This is a genomic window from Deltaproteobacteria bacterium, from assembly GCA_005879535.1.
GTDB lineage: Bacteria > Myxococcota > Myxococcia > Myxococcales > 40CM-4-68-19 > 40CM-4-68-19.
Map to the genome: position 1 here is coordinate 108,308 of VBKI01000048.1, position 18,950 is coordinate 127,257.

General features: G+C 67.7%; 16 protein-coding genes and 1 pseudogene (1 of these 17 cut by a window edge). 11 read left to right on the forward strand and 6 right to left on the reverse strand.

All coding sequences use genetic code 11. From position 1 onward, the window contains the following. The 3 genes and pseudogenes from E6J58_05545 to E6J58_05555 all read left to right on the forward strand — a co-directional run. A pseudogene (locus E6J58_05545) lies at positions 1-287 on the forward strand (molecular chaperone DnaK); it begins 2,370 nt to the left of the window's first position. A gap of 13 nt (positions 288-300) precedes the next feature. Further along, positions 301-990 (forward strand): hypothetical protein, encoded by a 690-nt coding sequence (locus E6J58_05550; GenBank protein ID TMB40583.1) that lies wholly within the window; start codon positions 301-303, stop codon positions 988-990. A gap of 126 nt (positions 991-1,116) precedes the next feature. Next, positions 1,117-1,317, forward strand: a complete 201-nt coding sequence (locus E6J58_05555) for a cold-shock protein (protein TMB40584.1) — start codon at positions 1,117-1,119, stop codon at positions 1,315-1,317. 9 nt (positions 1,318-1,326) lie between these two features. Here the strand turns inward: E6J58_05555 and E6J58_05560 are convergent, their stop codons facing one another. Then, positions 1,327-3,180 carry a chloride channel protein gene (locus E6J58_05560; GenBank protein ID TMB40585.1) on the reverse strand — a complete coding sequence of 618 codons (1,854 nt, stop codon included), beginning with the start codon at positions 3,178-3,180 and terminating at the stop codon, positions 1,327-1,329. Between the two features lie 46 nt (positions 3,181-3,226). Next, positions 3,227-4,327, reverse strand: coding sequence for a DNA topoisomerase IB (locus E6J58_05565; GenBank protein ID TMB40586.1), 1,101 nt, complete (start codon positions 4,325-4,327; stop codon positions 3,227-3,229). Between the two features lie 275 nt (positions 4,328-4,602). Between E6J58_05565 and E6J58_05570 the strand changes: the two genes are divergently transcribed. Continuing rightward, positions 4,603-6,720 carry an elongation factor G gene (locus E6J58_05570; GenBank protein TMB40587.1) on the forward strand — a complete coding sequence of 706 codons (2,118 nt, stop codon included), beginning with the start codon at positions 4,603-4,605 and terminating at the stop codon, positions 6,718-6,720. Between the two features lie 207 nt (positions 6,721-6,927). Then, complete coding sequence (locus tag E6J58_05575; protein ID TMB40588.1) at positions 6,928-8,298, forward strand: hypothetical protein; 1,371 nt, start codon at positions 6,928-6,930, stop codon at positions 8,296-8,298. 9 nt (positions 8,299-8,307) lie between these two features. Here the strand turns inward: E6J58_05575 and E6J58_05580 are convergent, their stop codons facing one another. Next, the gene (locus E6J58_05580) at positions 8,308-9,663 is read right to left on the reverse strand and encodes a TrpB-like pyridoxal phosphate-dependent enzyme (protein TMB40589.1); all 1,356 of its coding nucleotides are present in this window, start codon (positions 9,661-9,663) and stop codon (positions 8,308-8,310) included. 44 nt (positions 9,664-9,707) lie between these two features. Here E6J58_05580 and E6J58_05585 point away from each other — a divergent pair, with 44 nt between their 5' ends. After that, positions 9,708-11,504: a hypothetical protein gene (locus E6J58_05585; protein ID TMB40590.1), complete on the forward strand. Its 1,797-nt coding sequence runs from the start codon at positions 9,708-9,710 to the stop codon at positions 11,502-11,504. 165 nt (positions 11,505-11,669) lie between these two features. Here the strand turns inward: E6J58_05585 and E6J58_05590 are convergent, their stop codons facing one another. Beyond that, positions 11,670-12,194 carry a DUF2058 domain-containing protein gene (locus E6J58_05590; protein ID TMB40591.1) on the reverse strand — a complete coding sequence of 175 codons (525 nt, stop codon included), beginning with the start codon at positions 12,192-12,194 and terminating at the stop codon, positions 11,670-11,672. Between the two features lie 32 nt (positions 12,195-12,226). On the opposite strand from E6J58_05590, the gene E6J58_05595 reads away from it, so the two are divergent. From E6J58_05595 to E6J58_05605, 3 genes are read left to right on the forward strand one after another with little or no spacing between them, the layout of a single operon-like run. Then, the gene (locus E6J58_05595) at positions 12,227-13,135 is read left to right on the forward strand and encodes a hypothetical protein (GenBank protein TMB40592.1); all 909 of its coding nucleotides are present in this window, start codon (positions 12,227-12,229) and stop codon (positions 13,133-13,135) included. A gap of 4 nt (positions 13,136-13,139) precedes the next feature. Continuing rightward, the gene (gene nadA, locus E6J58_05600; protein TMB40593.1) at positions 13,140-14,081 is read left to right on the forward strand and encodes a quinolinate synthase NadA; all 942 of its coding nucleotides are present in this window, start codon (positions 13,140-13,142) and stop codon (positions 14,079-14,081) included. Between the two features lie 6 nt (positions 14,082-14,087). Beyond that, positions 14,088-15,941, forward strand: coding sequence for a hypothetical protein (locus E6J58_05605; protein ID TMB40594.1), 1,854 nt, complete (start codon positions 14,088-14,090; stop codon positions 15,939-15,941). Here the strand turns inward: E6J58_05605 and E6J58_05610 are convergent. After that, positions 15,938-16,126, reverse strand: a complete 189-nt coding sequence (locus tag E6J58_05610) for a hypothetical protein (protein ID TMB40595.1) — start codon at positions 16,124-16,126, stop codon at positions 15,938-15,940. The two genes, E6J58_05605 and E6J58_05610, sit on opposite strands and share 4 nt — an antisense overlap. A gap of 68 nt (positions 16,127-16,194) precedes the next feature. Continuing rightward, positions 16,195-16,401 (reverse strand): cold-shock protein, encoded by a 207-nt coding sequence (locus E6J58_05615; protein TMB40596.1) that lies wholly within the window; start codon positions 16,399-16,401, stop codon positions 16,195-16,197. Positions 16,402-16,627: 226 nt separating this feature from the next. Between E6J58_05615 and malQ the strand changes: the two genes are divergently transcribed. Together malQ and E6J58_05625 are read left to right on the forward strand one after the other, a co-directional pair. Continuing rightward, a complete protein-coding gene (malQ, locus tag E6J58_05620) occupies positions 16,628-18,148 on the forward strand; it encodes a 4-alpha-glucanotransferase (protein TMB40597.1) in 1,521 nt (506 codons plus the stop codon). Between the two features lie 17 nt (positions 18,149-18,165). Next, the coding region (locus E6J58_05625) for an alpha-amylase (GenBank protein ID TMB40605.1) at positions 18,166-18,950 on the forward strand (785 nt) is incomplete at its 3' end.

An 18,950-nucleotide genomic window follows, 5' to 3' on the forward strand; every position in this document is an offset into this window, starting at 1 on the left:
CCGTGCCGCCCGACGTGGCGACGGAATGGCTCCAGCGTCTGCTCGAGCTCGACTTCCGCGCAGTCGAGGACGCGCCCTTCGCCGTGGCCCAGATCGCCCGACGTTCCGGCGACCGCGCGCGCGACCTCGACGACCTCGCGCGCGAACGGGCCGCGGCGCGGCTCGAACGCGCTTCCCTTCCGGCCGAATGGGCGCGAGGCATCCGCGAGGTGCAAGCGCTCGGCGAGACGGACGAGCAGCGGGTATTCGGCGAGGCCTTGCCCCTCGGCCTCCATCTGGCCGCGTGAGCATCATCGAGGGATGAACCGCCTCCGCCTCTACCGGATCGCGCTCGGCCGCAAGTCGCCGACGCCTCTGGGCGCCTTCGTCCGCGGCCTCGCAGCCGGCGCGATCGGCGCCGGCGCCCAGTCGCTCTTCTTCGCCGCCACGCGACGCTGGGCCCCGACACCGACGAAGTTGCCCCGGCACCTGCGCAAGCCCGAGCAGAAGGCGCAGTCCGAATCCAGCGAACAGACCGTGGCCCGGCGCACGGTCGAGGGACTGATGAAGCGCGGCCCTCTCGAAGAGGCGCAGAAAGCGCGGGCCGGGACTGCCGTGCATTACATCTTCGGCGCGCTCTGGGGCGGCATGTACGCGCTCTGCCGCGAGAGCTTCCGCACCTCACCCACGCTGTTCGGCGCCACGGTGTGGGCCGCGAGCGACAACCTGCTCCTGCCCGCTTTTCGCGTCGCCGCCTGGCCGCAGCACTACACCCTCGAGGAGCACCACTATGCGCTGCAAGCCCACCTCGCCTATGGGCTCGCGACCGCATCGGCGTACGCGCTCCTGCGCGATCTGGGCCCGGTGCCGCTGAAATTGGTTCCCGCTTTGCTCGGGCTGCAGGCCTGGGCGTACTGGCTGCGCACGCCGCCGATGCGGCTGATCGCGCGCAAGAGACCGCTTCCGCAGCGGTTCCTCGCCAGCGCAGTGCAGAGATCGGCGCTGGCCTAGGACTCGGGTGGGGCTGTAGTTTGACACTCCGGCGAAAGGCCTGCTACCGATCCGTCCCGGCGGGCGCACGCTCGCCCCGAGACCACAGGGCGGCGGACCCGCCCGCAACAAAGAGAAGGTTCCTTCATGGCGCAAGGTACTGTGAAGTGGTTCAACGACAGCAAGGGATTCGGCTTCATCTCGCAGGAAGCGGGGGAGGACGTCTTCGTCCATCACACCGCCATCCAGATGGATGGCTTCCGCTCCCTGACCGAAGGCGACCGGGTGGAGTTCGACGTCGTCAAGGGCCCGAAGGGGCTGCAGGCGCAGAACGTGCGGAAACAGTGAAGTAGCCTCTCATTCCCGCGTCAAGGTCCGCCAGCTCAGGCTCTGCTCGGCAACGTGCGTCTCGTCGAGCCGGCGCCGGTGCGCGGCAAGCAGATCGCTGCGCGTCAGCATCCCGATGGGCTTGTGCGGCGCGGCCCGGGACACCACCGGCAACCGCCCGACTTCCTCCTGCACCATGTGGTCCGCGGCCTCCCGCAGCGAGGAGTCCTCGAACGCCACCGCCACCGGCCTGCGGATCAACTCGCGCACGCGCGCCGATCCCTGGCGCTCCGGGTCGAGCAGATCGCGCCGCGTGACCACCCCCACCAGATCGCCCGCGGCGTCGACGACCGGGAAACCCTGGTGGCTCGACCCTTGTCCATGGCCCGCAATCCAGCCCCGCACGGCTTCGAGCAGGTCGTCGGCATTCAACGTCACCACGGGCTTCGAGGCGCAGAGGCCGACCGTCACCTGATCGAGGAAGTCCGCCGCGTACTCGCCGGGGACGCGCACTCCGCGCCGGGCGATCTTCTCGGTCATGATGGTGTTGCGCATCATCAGGCACGAGAGAAGGAACGACGCCGTGCAGCCGCCGAGCAGCGGCAACAGCCCGATCGGCTGCCGTGTGGTCTCGAAGGCGAACACCACCGAGGCGAGCAGTGCCCGCGATGCGCCGGCAAACATCGCCGCCATGCCGACGAGCGCCGCGATGCGGGGATCGACTCCCAGGTGCGGGAAGCTCCGCGCCACGACCTCTCCGAGAAGACCGCCGAGCGCCCCGCCGATGGTGAAGAGCGGCGCCAGCGTTCCTCCCGAGGTGCCGCTGCCGAGCGAGATCGACCAGGAGATGAACTTGAGGCCGCCCAGGAAGAGCAGCGCCTCCCCCGCGATGTCGCCGGAGAGGATGCGGTCGATGTTGTCGTAACCGACGCCCAAGGTGTGCGGAGCGAAGTAGCCGCACACGCCGACCGCTACCGCCCCGATGGCCGGCCACCACATCCAGTGGATCGGCAGGTGATCGAAAGCGTCTTCGACCGCGTAGACGATCTTCGTCACCGCCACGGCAGCCACGCCGACCGCCGCCCCGAGCACGACGTACACCGCCAGCGCCGCCTCGCCCGGCTGCGCGATGTTCGGCATGGCGAAGGCCGGCGGGATCCCGACGAACGCGATGCGCACCGCGGTGGCCGCCGCGGCGGCGAGCGCGACGGGAATGAGGGACCGCGGCCGCAGCTCGAAGAGGAGAAGCTCGACGGCGAGGAGCACCGCCGAGACCGGGCTGCCGAAGGTGGCGGTCATTCCCGCGGCGGCGCCGGCAGCCAGCAACGTCTTTCGCTCGACGGCGGTGGTGTGCAGGAGCTGGCCGAGCAAGGAGCCGAGAGCGCCGCCCGTGGCGATGATGGGGCCTTCCGCACCGAACGGCCCGCCGGTGCCGATGGAGATGGCCGCGGAGACGGGCTTGAGCACCGTAACCCGGGCGGGGATACGGCTCTTGTTGAGCAGAACCTGCTCCATCGCTTCGGGAATGCCGTGGCCGCGGATGGCGGCCGACCCGTAGCGCGCCATCAGCCCGACGACGACCGCGCCGGCGATCGGCACCAGGATCACGAGGGGGCCCAGCCGGTTGGCGGCGGGCGAAACGAAGACGCTCGAGACCCTTCCATAGAAGGCGAGGTTCGTGACGAAGCCGATCAGGCGCGTCAGCGCCTGGGCGACCACCCCCGCGGCGGCGGCGATGACGATCGAGAGCGCGCAGATGAAGACGACCCGCGCGTCGACCAAGGCACGCTCCGGCGGGACTCGCGCTTCCAACAAGGCCGGCCCCAACGAAGGCGCGACCGGGAGTCCTTCTGTCGTTTGTCCACTGGCGATCTCGCTAGGCATTGGCCCGGTCTTGTAGGGCTGCTCCGGGCCGGCGGCAAGATCGCTGTCAGTGCACGGTAAACGCGCGCGCCAGGCGGCGCGCCCGCGGGCTGCGGCGCATCCGGCGACTGATCTTCGTCTCGCGCCTGCGCGCCCGCTTCGACGGTATTGGCAGCGCCGAGCGCCCCGTCTTGAGGAGCTCCAGCAGCCCCTTCTCCACGCCGTGGCTCCGCGCTTCCACCAGCTCGTCCACGGTCTTGAAATACGTGTCGAGGACGGTGCCGTTCTCGAAGCTGCGCAGGACCGAAGGCCAGATGTAGCTCGCCTTGCACACCGCCGGCGTATTGCCGAGCTGTGCCGCCGTCTCCTTCACGGCCGCGACGACCATCTTCCTGCGATCGGTGCGGCCCTCGACTTCCTCGGTCTTCAGGCGCGCCAGGGCGCAGGCGGCGATCAGCGTCCCCGCCCAGGTCCGGAAGTCCTTGGCGGAGAACCGCTCGCCCATCACTTCCTTGATGTAGTCGTTGATGTGCCGGCGGCGAATGTTGACGACGGCGCCATCCTCTCCGGCGTACTGGAAGAGGTCCTTGCCGGGTAGCTTCTTCAGCTCGCGGACGATGCGCGCGACCCGCCGGTCGCGCAGCTCCTGCACCTGCTCCTTTCCCGCCTTGCCGCGGTACTGGAACCGGACCGTGTCTCCTTTGACGCTCGCGTGCCGGTTCTGCAGCGTGGCGATCCCGAAGCTGCCGTTTTCCTTCGCATAGACCTGGCTTCCCGGACGCATGAAGCAGGTGGAAAGAATGCGAAGGATGCACGCCATTACCTTCTCGCGCGGAAGCCCCGGCAGACGCATTCCCCGATCGATGGCCTTGCGCATCTGCGGCAGCGCGCGGCCGAACGCGACCAGCCTGCCGAACTTCTTCTGTTCGCGAACGCGGACCGCGCCCTCGCTGTAGCGGTATTGCCAGCGACCTTTCTTGTCCTTGCCGACGGCCTGGAGCTTCGCTCTCGGATTGGGGTTGATCGCGACTTCGGTCCACGCCGGCGGCAGGCGCAGCGCGCGCAGACGCGGAAGCTCGCGCTTTGGCGCTCCGGCATAACGAAACCCGCTCTTGAGAGACCCGACCCGCCTGTATCCGCTCCGCTGCAGCAACTCGATCTGTGTCATCCGCCTGCAACATTGCTGCACGGGCCCGGCGGATGCTCGAAGGCTCGCCCGCTCCCCGGATGGGCTTGCTGACCTGGCCCGCGGGGATTGTGCCGCCGCGGCGCGGTGTTTTAGCGCACCGGGAGGCGCTCAGGAGCATCCAAGAAGTCGCCCGGTCCTATTTGCGATGGCAAACTCGGTCGCTGGAAGCGCGTCCGGGCGCTTGATTTTACGTACCGAATCTTGGTAGTTGCAGCGCCCCTTTTCCGGGGGGCTTTGAGGAAGGCTAGGAAGACGTGGCGAACATCGACTTCATCCGCAACATCGGCATCTCCGCCCACATCGATTCGGGCAAGACGACCCTGTCCGAGCGCATCCTCTATTACACGGGGCGCATTCACCAGATCCACGAGGTGAAGGGCAAGGACGCCGTCGGCGCGAAGATGGACTCGATGGACCTGGAGCGCGAGAAGGGGATCACCATCCAGTCCGCTGCCACGTACTGCGAGTGGGATGCCACCGATGGCGCCCGCGAGACGCACAACATCAACATCATCGATACTCCCGGACACGTCGACTTCACCATCGAGGTGGAGCGCGCGCTGCGCGTGCTCGATGGCGCCATCCTCGTGCTCTGCTCGGTGTCCGGCGTGCAGTCGCAGTCGATCACCGTCGACCGGCAGATGCGGCGCTACAAGGTTCCCCGGCTGGCGTTCATCAACAAGATGGACCGCGCGGGCGCGAACGCGTTCCGCGTCACCCAGCAGCTTCGCGAGAAACTGAACCACAACGCGGTGCTGATGGAGCTGCCCATCGGCGCCGAGGACAAGTTCCAGGGCGTCATCGACCTGGTGACGATGAAGGCGCACTACTACGACGGGGAGAACGGCGAGAAGGTCCGCACCGAAGAGATTCCCGCCGAGCTGCTCGAACAGGCGAAGACCATGCGGCATGACCTGATCGCCGCCGCCGCCGAATACGACGACAAACTCACCGAGCTGTTCCTCGAGGACAAGGAGCCCACCGTCGAGGACATCCGCCGCGGCGTGCGCGCCGGCACCCTCCAGCTCAAGCTGACGCCGGTGTTCTGCGGTTCGGCATACAAGAACAAGGGCGTCCAGCACCTGCTCGACGGCATCGTCTACTACCTCCCGAATCCGAAGGAAGTGGTGAACGAGGCGCACGACCAGAGCAAGAACGAAGAGAAGCTGGTGCTCGCCTCCGACCCGGCGAAGCCGTTCGTGGGGCTCGCCTTCAAGCTCGAGGACGGCCGCTACGGACAGCTCACCTACCTGCGCATGTACCAGGGCAAGGTCGCGAAGGGCGACTTCATCGTCAACTCGCGCGACGGCAAGAAGGTGAAGGTGCCCCGCCTGGTCCGCATGCACGCGGACGAGATGCACGACATCGATTCCGCGCAGGCCGGCGACATCATCGCCATGTTCGGCGTGGATTGCGCCTCCGGCGACACGTTCACCGACGGCACGGTCAAGTACACCATGACCTCGATGCACGTTCCGGACGCCGTCATCTCGCTTGCCATCGCCCCCAAGGAAAAGACCGGCGCGGCGAACTTCAGCAAGGCGCTGAATCGCTTCACCCGCGAGGACCCGACGTTCCGCGTCCACCGCGACGAGGAGTCGGCGCAGACCATCGCCTCCGGGATGGGCGAGCTGCACCTCGAGATCTACATGGAGCGCATCAAGCGCGAGTACGCCTGCGAGGTGGTGGTCGGACAGCCGCAGGTGGCGTATCGCGAGGCCATCCAGCAGCGCGGCGAGTTCGCCTACACCCACAAGAAGCAGACCGGCGGCTCCGGCCAGTTCGCCCGGGTCGCCGGGTACATCGAGCCGCTCCCGGACGACGCAGTGGAAGTCTACGAGTTCGTCGACGACGTGGCGGGTGGCGCCATTCCGCGCGAGTTCATTCCCGCCTGCGACAAGGGCTTCAAGGAGGCGATCAAGAAGGGCTCCCTGATCGGCTTCCCGGTGGTCAAGGTCCGCTGCGTGATCAACGACGGGCTCTCGCACGCGGTGGATTCCAGCGAGCAAGCCTTCAAGACCGCGGCGCTGATGGCATTCCGGGAGGCCTACGACAAAGCCAAGCCGGTGATCCTCGAGCCGATCATGAACGTCGAGGTGCAGGCGCCCGAGGAGTTCCAGGGCGCGGTGGTGGGCCAGCTCAACCAGCGGCGCGGCATCATCCAGAACACCGAGACCGTGGAAGGCTACCTGATCGCCAGCGCGCACGTGCCCCTGTCGGAGATGTTCGGATACTCGACGGATCTCCGCTCGGCGACGCAGGGCAAGGGCGAGTACTCGATGGAGTTCGCCAAGTACCAGCCGGTCCCGCGGGCGACCCAGGAGCAGATGATCAAGGAGTTCCGCGAGAAGCAGGCGGCAGCGAAGAAGTAGTTCCAGCGAAATTTCATCGAAGACTTGACGCGCCCCGCCGTCGACACCCGCGGTCGCGCGTCCTTACCTTCCCGTATGCGCGGTCTGCTCGCCGCCGCACTTGTCGCGTCATCGTGCGTTTCCACTGCACGCGCGCCGGGCGGGGCCGCCGCGCCGGATGCCGGATCTAGTGCGCCAGATGGGGGGACGCCTCCGGCGACTCCGGCGGTGCGCGAAGTCGATCCTGATGCTCCTTATCCCGGCAATGCGCCCACGCTGCTCGACGGCGACACCAAGACGCTGCTTGCCGTCTCGCGCGATGGCAGATACGCCGTCGTCTCGAACGACGTTCTCCGCTTTTGCACCAACAACCCACATTCCGGTCCGCCCTGCGACCCCTCGTACGACATCCCTCTCCGGCTGGTCACTGCCGGTGCGGGATCGCTCGCGCTCGGCGTCAGCGGAAGGTCAGCGGAGTTCTCCCGCGACAGCCGCTTCCTCTTCGTCTACGGGTCCAGCGGAAGGTTCATCGCGCATGCCGACGGCACGCGTCTTCGTCCGAATCCGCCGTATTCCTCGGTGGGCAGATGGCTCTACTCATTGCGCGGCGGAGACCTCGTTCGTCAGTCCGATCTGGATGACGACGCGTCCGTGGTGCTCGCAGCGACCGACAATGCTGGCGCGGTCCTGTCGCCGGATGGAGAGTCGATCGCGTACTGCCCTTCATCCGGCTGCTTCCTGCAGTCGCCGATCGGTGCTTTGCCACTGCCAATCCGCTCCGGAACGGTGATGTGGTGGGCGCCGGAAGGCACATGGCTGTTCATCTATCCGTGCACGTACGTCGATCTCCCCGGGAGAACCGCTTCGGTCTGCGATTCCATCGCTCCGCGCACGTGGGCGCAGCGCGCAGGCGACACCATCGCGTTCGTCAGCGCCGGGAGCGCCGGATTGGATGTGCACGTCCGCAATCTCGTCACCTCGACGGAGGTCGTCTTCCCGGCAGCTCCTTCGGCAGGATGGGTCCTGTTATCGCCGGACGCACGGAGAGTCGTGAGCGGCGTCGCCGAGTCCACCGATCCCGCCGGACCGGTGACCTTGTTGGAGGCTCCGTCGAGCGGCGGGCCCTGGACGACGCTCGGCTCCAACGTCGAGCGCTGGTCGATGAGCGCGGACTCGCGGTTCGTCGGGATGGCTCGTTTGCAGGGCCAGCCGCAGATCTCCGTGGATGGCGCTCCCGGAGTCGAGGTTGGCGCGCCTGGCCTCGATCTGAGCGGCGGGCTGGCGCCGATGTTCGAACCCGCCGATGGCTTCGGGAAAGCGGTGTTCTACGAGTGGGACCCCGGCCGCATGGGTCTGCACTCCGTCATCGGAAATGCGGACGGCAGCGGCGACTGGATGCGCCTCCCGAAAGGGGCCGATTGCCTGGAATGGCGCGGCCACACGGCGCTGTGCTGGAACGGCAACTTGTACGCCGTTCGCGGCGAGCAGACGGGCCTGCTGGCGCGCGGCGCCAACGGGTACACGGTGGCTCCGGCGGCAGGAAAGATCTTCTTCGTCGGCCCAGCCGGCCTTTCGTCCGTCGATCTGCCGGGACCCTGACCGGAGAGATCAGACCTCCACCCGCGGCAGGTTCTTCATCGATTTCTCCACCGCTTCCCGCGGGTATTCGAAATCCTCCAGCTTGCCGGCGAAGTACTGGTCGTAGGCGCCCAGATCGAAATGCCCGTGCCCGGAGAGATTGAAGAGGATGACGCGCGACTTCCCTTCCGCGTCTGCCTTCTTCGCCTCGTCGATGGCGGCCTTGATCGCGTGCGAGCTCTCCGGGGCCGGAATGATCCCCTCGGACCTCGAGAACGTCACCGCCGCCTCGAAGCAGGAGCGCTGCGGATACGCCACTGCCTCGATCAGCTTGTCATCGAGCAAGCGTGAAACGAGCGGCGCAGCGCCGTGGTAGCGAAGCCCGCCCGCGTGGATGCCGGGCGGCATGAAGTCGTGTCCGAGCGTGTGCATCTTCATGATCGGAGTCATCCCCACCGTGTCGCCGTAGTCCCAGGTGTACACACCCTTCGTAAGCGACGGGCAGCTCGTGGGCTCCGCCGCGACCAGGCGGACGGCGCGGCCGTTGATCTTGTCCCGAGCGAACGGCAGCGCGATGCCCGAGAAGTTGCTGCCCCCGCCGTGGCAGGCGATGACGACGTCCGGGTACTCCCCTGCAAGCTTCATCTGCTCCTGCGCCTCGAGCCCGATCACCGTCTGGTGCATGCAGACGTGGTTGAGCACGGAGCCGAGCGAGTACTTCGTATCGTCGTGCGTCGCCGCGTCCTCCACCGCCTCGGAGATGGCGATGCCGAGCGATCCGTTCGAGCGCGAGTCCTTCGCCAGGATGCTCCGCCCGGCGACGGTCTTGTCCGTCGGGGATGAGAACACCTTCGCTCCCCAGGCCTGCATCATCGAGCGCCGGTACGGCTTCTGCTCGTAGCTGATGCGGACCATGTAGACGGTAACCTCGAGGCCGAAGAGCGAACCGGCGAAGGCCAGCGAGCTGCCCCACTGCCCTGCTCCGGTCTCGGTCGCAAGCCGCCTCACGCCCTCCTTCGCGTTGTAGAACGCCTGCGCCACCGCGGTGTTCGGCTTGTGGCTGCCAGAGGGCGAGACGCCCTCGTACTTGTAATAGATGTGCGAGCGCGTGCTGATGGCGCGCTCGAGCCGCTCGGCCCGGAAAAGCGGAGTGGGCCGCCAGAGCGCCAGCGCCGAGCGCACCTCGTCGGGGATGGCGACCTCCCGCCGGGTGCTCACCTCCTGCTCGATGATGGCCATGGGGAAGAGCGGGACCAGATCCTGCGGTCCGATCGGCTTCTTCGTCTGGGGGTGCAGCACCGGAGCGGGCGGCGTCTTCAGCTCGGCGAGGATGTTGTACCAGTGGCGGGGGATCTGGTCCTCTCGGAGCAGGTACCTGGTCGGCATGGAGGTCCTCCGGAGCCGGGGATTACGCCCGCTCGGTCCAAGGAATCAATCCCGTCCGCCACTCCTTGCCCCCGCGGAACGGCAGCGTAGACTCCGGCGCCGTGCCCGACCGCGAGATCAGCGGACCGCCGTTGCGCGACCCGGCCGTTGCTACGGTGCCCGAGTTGATCGCCACGCGCGCCGCCGTCGAGCCCTCGCGGGCCGCCGTGCGGTATCGGAACCCGGCGGGCCGCTGGCAGGATCTCAGCTGGGCGTCGCTGGATGCCCGCCGGCGGGCTGTTGCTGCCGGGCTCGCCTCGCTCGGCGTCAAGCGCGGCGACGTCGTCGCCTTCGTCTCGCACAACTCCGCCGAGATGATGATCGCCGAGCTTGCTGCCCAGACGCTTGGCGCCGCCGTCGCGCCGATCTTTCCCGGCTACGCGTCCGACGTCCTGCAGCAATGCCTCAACGACTCCGGGGCGCGCATCGCGATGGCCGGCACCGCGGCGCAGCAGCACCAGCTCGGATCCACCCGCCGCCTCGAGGCGATCGTCGTGCTCGACGATCGTCTCTTGCCGGACGACGGTCGCGCGCTCGCGCTGCAGGCGCTGGAGAAGCGCGGAGCGCACCCGGCAATCGATGCCCGGGGCGAGGATGTCGCGTTCCTGCTCTACACCAGCGGGACCACCGGCAGACCGAAAGGCGTCGAGCTCACCCACCGCAACGCGCTCTCGCAGCAGGCCGCCATCGAAGCGGTCTGGGACGTCACTGCCCGCGACATCTTCCTCTCCTGGCTCCCCTGGCACCACTGCTTCGGCGCCCTCTTCGAGCGGCTGATGGCGCTCTGGCACCGGGCGCTGCTCGTGATCGACGACTCGCGGGGGCGCGACCTCGACGTGCTGGTCCGCAACCTGGTCGAAGTCCGCCCGACCGTCTATTTCGCGGTCCCTCGCGTCTACAACGGTCTCACCGGCCGCGTGCAGAAGGACGCGAAAGCGCGCGAAGCGCTGCGGTCGCTCCGATTCGCCTTCAGCGCCGCCGCTCCCATCAGCGAGCCGAGCTTCCAGTGGTTCGAGCAGAACGGCGTTCCCGTTCTCGAAGGATGGGGTCTGACGGAGACCTCTCCCTGCGCGACGATCACGCGGCGCGAGCAGACGCGCGTGCCGGGAGTCGTCGGTCATCCGCTGCCGGGGACCTCCGTGAAGCTCGATCCCGTGGAAGGGTTCACCGGCCGTGGGGAGATCCTCGTTCGCGGTCCCCAGGTGATGCGCGGATACCGCAACCGGCCCGAGGAGACGGCGCGGGTCATCCAGGGCGGCTGGCTGCGGAGCGGCGATCTCGGCGAGTGGACGGAGCACGGCCTCAAGCTGCTCGGCCGGGTCGACGGCGTCTTCAAGCTGGAGAACGGCGAAAAAGTGTCCGCCGGCGAGGTGGAAGCGCGGATCCTCGCCGCGACGCCGCTCCTGGAACAGGCGGTCGTGCTGGGATCGGGGCAACCGTTCGTCACCGCGCTCTGCTGGCTGTCCCCGGCCGCCGCCCAACGTTGGCTGGAGGAGCGTCAGCTCGACGCGCCAGCCGATCTTGCCGCCCTGGCTTCCGTCCCGGAATTGCGACGGGCAATCGTCGAGGCGCTGCAGGCGGCAAACCTTCTCGCTTCTTCACACTTCGAACGCGTCCGCCGCGTTGCTCTCGTGCCCGAGGTCCCCGCGCTCGAGACCGGCGAGCTGACGCCGACGCTGAAGATGGTGCGGTCCGTCTCCAGCGCTCGCCACGCCGCGCTGATCACGTCGATGCGCGAGGAGCGGCCCCACTCCCAGGTGCTGGAGATCTTCAGCCGCGGCGATCCCTTCGGCCACGCCTGATGGGCACGCTGATCAATTTCCTGGTGCTGATGGTGCTGCTGTTCGCGGGGCTCGCCCAGACGGGTACGCTGCCCAGCCGCGCCGGCTACGCCATCGCCATCGCGCTGGCGGTCGTCACCTTTGCGCTCGCGATCGTCCGCTATCGGCGCAGCAAGTGAGCGGCGCTCATTCGCCCACGTCGGAGAAGCCGATTGGCTTCTCGGGCCCGTACCAGAACCGGATCGCCTGGGGATCGACTTCGTAGACGCGCTTCGCCGCCTCGCCGGGCACCACGGCGCAGTCCGGCGATCCCGGATCCTCCACCACCGCCGCCGCGCCCTGCTCGAGGTTCTTCTGCGTCTCGAGCGACACGTCGAGCCGCCCGATCTTGCCGCTCCGCCGGACGTAGTGGAACGACACCTCGCCCGCCTCCCGGATCCGATGCGTCTCGACCAGCTGGCGCAGCCGCCGCGCGCGCTCCGATTGCATCCGCGCCTCGGCCTGCTTCGCCGCCTCCTTGCGCCGCTCTTCCGCCAGCTCCACCTCTCGCGCAGCGAACGCCTCGCGGCGCTGCCGCTCCTCCTCGCTCACCTGCTTCTCGCGCTCCCGATGCTTCTTCGGGGAGTCCTGGCGCTGCTGCTTGGCGGCCTCTTGCGCCTGCTTCTCGGTGACCAGGCCGGCCTTCAGCAGCTTGTCGCGAAGGTTTTGCATGCGCGGGAAGCTTACAACGTTAAGAAGCCGCCGTGGACGTGATGTTCGTCGAGCAACCGGGAAAGCTGCCGGCGCCTCCGGCTCGAGGCCGCGTCGCGGTGGTCGACGTGGCGTTCGCCGGCGGCGAGAACTTCGAGAAGAGCACGCTGCCGTTCCTCGACGCGCTCGGCGATCGCCTGGCGATCTGGATCGATCACCACGAGCATCCCGTCGGCTGGGCTCGGTTCCGGAACGACCGGCGCTTCGTGCTGGTCCCGAACCGGATCGCGCACGCCTGCCCCGAGCTCGTCACCCCCGACGTGGTCCGTCAGGCAGGCCACGTCGACGTGATCGTGGCGCACGCCGACCTCGACGGGCTCCTCTCGGCTGTGAAGTTCCTCCGCGGCGGCTCCCCCCCATGGCCGGAAGCCGACGAGGACGCGCGCGCGGCCGACAGTCCCGGCCGCGGACATGCCATCTCCAGCCGCGCGGCCCGGCTGTCCGACGCGCTCGATCACGCGACAGCCGAATTGCGCACGGCGCAGCGCGAGGCCCTGCGGCAGGAGATCGTGCGCGCGCTGGCGAGCGGACATATGCCGCCGGCCCTCCAGCGCCGCATCGACGATCTGGCGCGCGAGCATCGCGAGGCCCTGGCCCCCGTCGAGGCGCTGGCGGCGAACGCGAGGGAAGAAGCGCGCGGAGTGCTGGTGGTGCGCGTTCCCAAGGCGCTCGCGCGCCCGGTGAAGAAAGCGTTGCTCTCGCGCCTCGAGGAGCGTGCGCCCGTCGGCGTGGTGATCGAAGGGCGCGCCGTGACTGCCGCGACGTTCCGCGACCATCTCGATCTTTCGCTTTGCGACGATCTGCCCGCCGGGCGCAGCGACTACCGATTCGGTCATGCGGAGGACGGCGGCCGGGCCGTGGTGGCGCGTCTCGGCGAGCTGGTCCGGACCGGATTAGAATAGGCGCATGGCCGACCTGCCGCAGGGACAGGCGCTGCTCGACGGAATCCAGCGGCTCCGCAAGGAGCTCGATGCGGTGATCCTCGCCCACTATTACCAGGACGGCGAGATCCAGGATCTGGCGGACTTCGTCGGCGATTCCCTGCAGCTCTCGCAGCAGGCGGCGAAGACGCGAGCCAAGGTGATCGTGTTCTGCGGCGTCCACTTCATGGCGGAGACCGCCAAGATCCTCAATCCCGAGAAGCAGGTGCTGCTTCCCGACCTCGATGCGGGCTGCTCGCTGGCCGATCGCTGCCCGCCGGATCAGTTCGCGAAGTGGCTGCAGGGCTATCCCGGACACAAGGTGGTCAGCTACATCAACTGCTCCGCCGGCGTGAAAGCGCTGAGCGACGTCATCTGCACCTCCAGCAACGCCGAGAAGATCGTCAACACCTTTCCGCCCGGCACGAAGATCGTCTTCGCGCCCGATCGCCATCTCGGCGCGTGGGTGGAGAAGAAGACGGGACGCGAGCTGGTGAAATGGCCGGGGTTCTGCATCGTCCACGAGCAGTTCACCGAGCGGCAGCTGCAGAAGCTCAAGGTGCGGCACCCGGAGGCGAAGCTGATCGCGCATCCGGAATGTGAAGCGAGCGTGCTCGCCATCGCCGATTTCGTCGGCTCGACGCGCGGCCTGCTCGAGCACGTAAAGGCGAGCCCGGCGAAGAGCTTCATCGTCGCGACCGAGGTGGGCATCCTGCACCTGATGGCGAAGGCGCGGCCCGATGCCGAGCTGATTCCGGCGCCTCCGAGCAGCGGCTGCAACTGCAGCATCTGTCCGTACATGCGGCTGAACTCGCTGGAGAAGCTCTACCTCTGCATGCGCGACCGGACGCCGGAGATCACGCTGCCCGAGGACTTGCGGATCCGCGCGCTGCAGCCCGTGCAGCGCATGCTCGAGCTCTCCGCCTGATCCTGGTTGAAAAGTGGCCGTGTGGTGCCCGGGGTGGTCCAATCGCCACGGACCCTCACGGAGGCCCACTGTGAAAAAGCTCGTTCTTGCTGCTGCCCTCATCGCCGCACCTCTCGCGGCTCGCGCCGACACCGGTCTGCGCATTGGACTGGAAGCCCAGATCGCCACGCACGATGCGACGACCGGAACGAACTGGATCACGGACAATTGGCCGCTCGCCGGCGACCTGATGCTCAGCTACTGGACGCCGGGATCCATCGTTTCCTTCGACTTGGAGTTCTCGGAGCAGTTCTATTTGAGCTCACCCTCCGGACAGAGCGGACGCATCGGCACCGTGATCCGTCCCGGCATCCGCATCAGCCCACCTGTGATCCCCATCTACATCCGCGGTGCGCTCCCCATCAACGTCGAGACCGCGACCGGCGAGCGCGAGCTGCTGGACCTTCGTCTCGGGGTCGGCTTCAACATCCCGCTGGTGCTGTTCGGGCTGTACATCGAGGCGGACGCGGACTTCCCGCTCAGCTCGAAGACCGTCGCCGGCGGGTCACAAATCAGCGCCTTCAACCGGCAGTCGATCTGGCTGAGCAGCGGTCTCGACTTCAGATTCTGAGCGTGGCTGATGCTGACTCGCCGCTCGCGCTTGTCCTCTCGGGAGGCGGGGCGCGCGGCGCCTACGAAGTCGGCGTTCTCCGTTACATCCTCGGCAAGCTGACGCCGCGGCTGGGCGACTCCGCCCGGCCGCGGATCTTTTCCGGCACCAGCGTCGGCGCAATCAACGCCTGCGCCGTCGCCGCCCATCACGACCTGCCGGACTTCGCCGTCGGACAGCTCGGCGACCGATGGCGCGACCTCGGCCTGGAGCAGGTGTTCCGCCTGGGCTGGAGCGACCTGGGCGGGCTCATGCGCTGGCTCGTCGGCTCCGCCGTGGAACGCGGCCCGCGCAGCCTGCTCGACGCCGCGCCCTTGGCGGAGCTCGTCCGCTCGGTGATCCCGTGGCGCAGCCTCCATCAAGGCATCGCCGAGCGGCACGTGCTCGGAGTCACCGTTTCGGCGACCGACGTCGAGACCGGACACACAGTCGTCTTCATCGAGACGGAGGACGAATCGCACCGCCTCGTTTCTTCTGGCGACCGCGCCGTCGACTGGTCGATCGTGCGGCTGACCGCACAGCATGCGCTCGCTTCAGCGGCGATCCCCATCATCTTCCCCACTGTCCGCGTGGCAGGCCGCATGTACTCGGATGGCAGCCTGAGGCAGAACACGCCGATCGCGCCGGCGCTGCGGCTCGGGGCCGGGCGGGTGCTCGTCGTGGGTCTGCGAACTCCCCGAACGGTTCCCGCGACGCGCGCGGGGCGCCAGGATGCCCACGACCAGAAGGCTCTCTCCTCCCCGCTCTATCTCTTCGGCAAGCTGCTCGACGCGCTGCTGCTCGACCGCGTGGAAAACGACCTCGCGAACCTGCGGCAGGTGAACGCGGCGCTGCACGAGCTCGCCCGGGTGTCACACGCCGTACCCAGCTCGCTCGCGGCAGCCTTGCAGAATGCCGGCGGTGGATTGCGCCCCGTCGCGGACGTGTTCATCCGCCCGTCGCAGGATCTGGGGTCGATGGCGGCACAGATCCTCGAGCGTCCTTCGGTCCGCGCCCGCCTCTCGGGACCTGCGGGCTACCTGCTGCGCCGCCTCGGCGAAGCCGCGGGCCGCGGGGACCCCTCCGACATGCTCAGCTATCTCCTGTTCGACGTCGAGTACGCCAGCGAGTTGATCCGCCTCGGCGAACAGGACGCCTCATCGCGCAAGGATGAGCTGGAAGAGCTTCTCGCGAACCCGTCTGCCGCGCCCGCCCGCGAAGCCGTGTCCTAGGGAGCGATCTCCTCGTCTTCCTTCGGCTGCGGCCCGGGGACGATTCCCGCAATGTCCGGATCCTCGCCTTCGGGAACCACGCGTTCCGCGCGCTCCTTTTTGCGCTGCTCGCGGCGCTCGTCCTTTTCCTTGCGCCGCTCGAGGCGCGCCAGCTCTTTCTGTCTCTTGTTCGATCTGGGCTGCACGCGTCCTCCAGATACAGAAAGAGCCCGACCCTCGCGGAACCGGGCTCGTTACACCGTCCCAGCCGCGCTTACGCGATGGGACGGACGTTCGCGGCCTGAAGCCCCTTCGGTCCCTTCTGCACCTCGAACTCGACCTTCTGCCCCTCGGCCAGGGAGCGGAAGCCGTCCGCCTGGATGGCGGTGTGATGGCAGAAGACGTCCGGGCCTCCGTTGTCCTGCACGATGAACCCGAACCCCTTCGCATCATTGAACCATTTCACTGTACCAGTAACCATTTACCCACTTCTTTCGATGTTATGGGGCGGCACCTTGCCGCCCTGCCCGCATGACGAGCGGAGCCGCGAATGTAACACCTACCGTCCCAAAACTCATCCCGAACCGACTCCCGCCCGCCCGGGGAGCGGGCGTGCGGCCGCCGATATCGGCGGATTCCGGAAACAAAACAGCCGTTCGCCAGCGTCGTTCCTACCATCGACGACGTACCTATCATGGTGCCAGAGAATGGCCTTCGATCTCAGCGAGCGGGCGAGCGGTGTCCTCCTCCACCCGACCTCCCTGCCCGGCCCGCATGGTTCCGGCGATCTCGGACCCGAGTCGCACGCGTTCGCGCGCTGGCTGCGCGACGCCGGCCAGCGGTGGTGGCAGATGCTTCCGGTGGGCCCCATCGGCTACGGCAATTCGCCGTACAGCGCGCACTCGGCATTCGCCGGCAATCCGCTTCTCGTCAATCTCGGCCATTTGGCGGAAGACGGCCTTCTTTCCCCGCGCGATCTCGCCGATGTGTCCCCCTTCCCGAAGAACCGCGTCGACTACGTGGCGGTGCGCGCCTTTCGCGAGCGACATCTGAGGACCGCATTCGCGACTTTCGACAAGCGCCCGCGCAATCGCACTGCCTTCGAGGCATTCTCCGCGGGCAACGCTGCCTGGCTCGACGATTTCGCTCTCTACATGGCGATCAAGCGCTCCGGCGGCGGAAAGCCGTGGACCGAATGGGAATCGGGCCTGCGCCTGCGCGATCCGGCGACGCTCGACCGCGCCCGCGGAGCGCTGCGCGCGGAAATCCAGGAGCAGCGCTTCGAGCAGTTCCTTTTCGACATCCAGTGGCAATCGCTGCGCGAGGAATGCCGCAAGCTCGGAGTCGGGCTGATCGGCGATCTCCCCATCTTCGTGGCGCACGACAGCGCCGACGTCTGGGCCCATCGGGAGCTGTTCCACCTCGACCCACAGGGAAATCCGACCGTCGTCGCCGGCGTGCCGCCCGACTTCTTCAGCAAGACGGGGCAGCGGTGGGGGAATCCGCTGTACGACTGGGACGCGGCGGAGCGAACAGGTTTCGGCTGGTGGCTACAGCGCTTCTCGCAGACGTTCGCCCGCTTCGATGCGGTGCGCCTCGATCACTTCATCGGTTTCACGCGATACTGGGAGGTGCCCGCCGGAGAGCCGACGGCGCTAAACGGCCGCTGGCGACCGGCGCCGGGAGCGAAGCTCTTCGAAGCGCTCGGACCCGCCCAACTCATCGCCGAGGATCTTGGAGCGGTCACGCCGGAGGTCACGGCGCTGCGCGACCGCTTCGGCTTTCCCGGCATGAGGCTGCTCCAGTTCGCCTTCGGCACCGATCCGCAGGCGGCGACCTTCCTGCCTTACAACTACGAACGAAACTCGGTCGCCTATACGGGCACGCACGACAACGACACGACCGCCGCCTGGTTCCACGAATGCGGCTCCGCTCAACGAACGCCGGAGGAATGCGAGAAGGAACGGCAGAACGCGCTGGCGTATGTGGGCGTCGAGGACGGCGGACGCGAGATCCATTGGCACATGATCCGGGCCATCTGGGCGTCGGTGGCCAATCTCGCGATCGCGCCCGTTCAGGATCTCCTCGGCCTCGGATCGGACGCGCGCATGAACCTGCCCGGGACCGCCGAAGGCAACTGGGAGTGGCGTCTCGAGGCGCTGCCGGGGCCGGCGGTGATGGAGCGCCTTCGCGCGATGACGCGGATCTACGGAAGGAGCGCGCCGTGAAGCGCAAGCCCTGGGAGATGCGCCGCGGCCAGCTTCGCGACGATCCGCAGTGGTACAAGGACGCCATCATCTACGAGCTGCGCGTGCGGTCGTTCGTGGATTCGAACGGCGACGGCGTCGGCGACTTCGGCGGGCTCACCTCCAGGCTCGACTATCTCCAGGACCTCGGCATCAACGCGCTCTGGCTGCTCCCCATCTGCACTTCGCCGGGCAAGGACGACGGATACGATATCTCCGATTACACCGACGTGCATCCCGACGTCGGCACCATCGACGACTTCCGCGTCTTCGTCGAAGAGGCGCACCGGCGCGGGATCCGGGTGATCACCGAGCTGGTCCTGAACCACACGAGCGATCAGCATCCCTGGTTCCAGCGTGCGCGGCGGGCGCCGGTGGGATCGGCGGAGCGACAATTTTACGTCTGGAGTGACACGGCGGACCGCTACAAGGACGCGCGCATCATCTTCAAGGACTTCGAACCGTCCAACTGGTCCTGGGATCCGCTGGCGAAGCAGTACTACTGGCACCGCTTCTTCGCGCACCAGCCCGATCTCAACTTCGACAATCCCGCCGTCCACGCCGCGATGCTCGGCGTCGTCGACTACTGGTTCGGCCTCGGCGTCGACGGGCTCCGGCTCGACGCCGTGCCCTACCTCTACGAGCGCGACGGCACCAACTGCGAGAACCTCCCCGAGACCCACGGCTTCCTCAAGAAGCTCCGCGCCCACGTCGACGAGCGGTTCAAGAACCGCCTGCTCCTCGCGGAGGCGAACCAGTGGCCCGAGGACGCCGCCGCCTACTA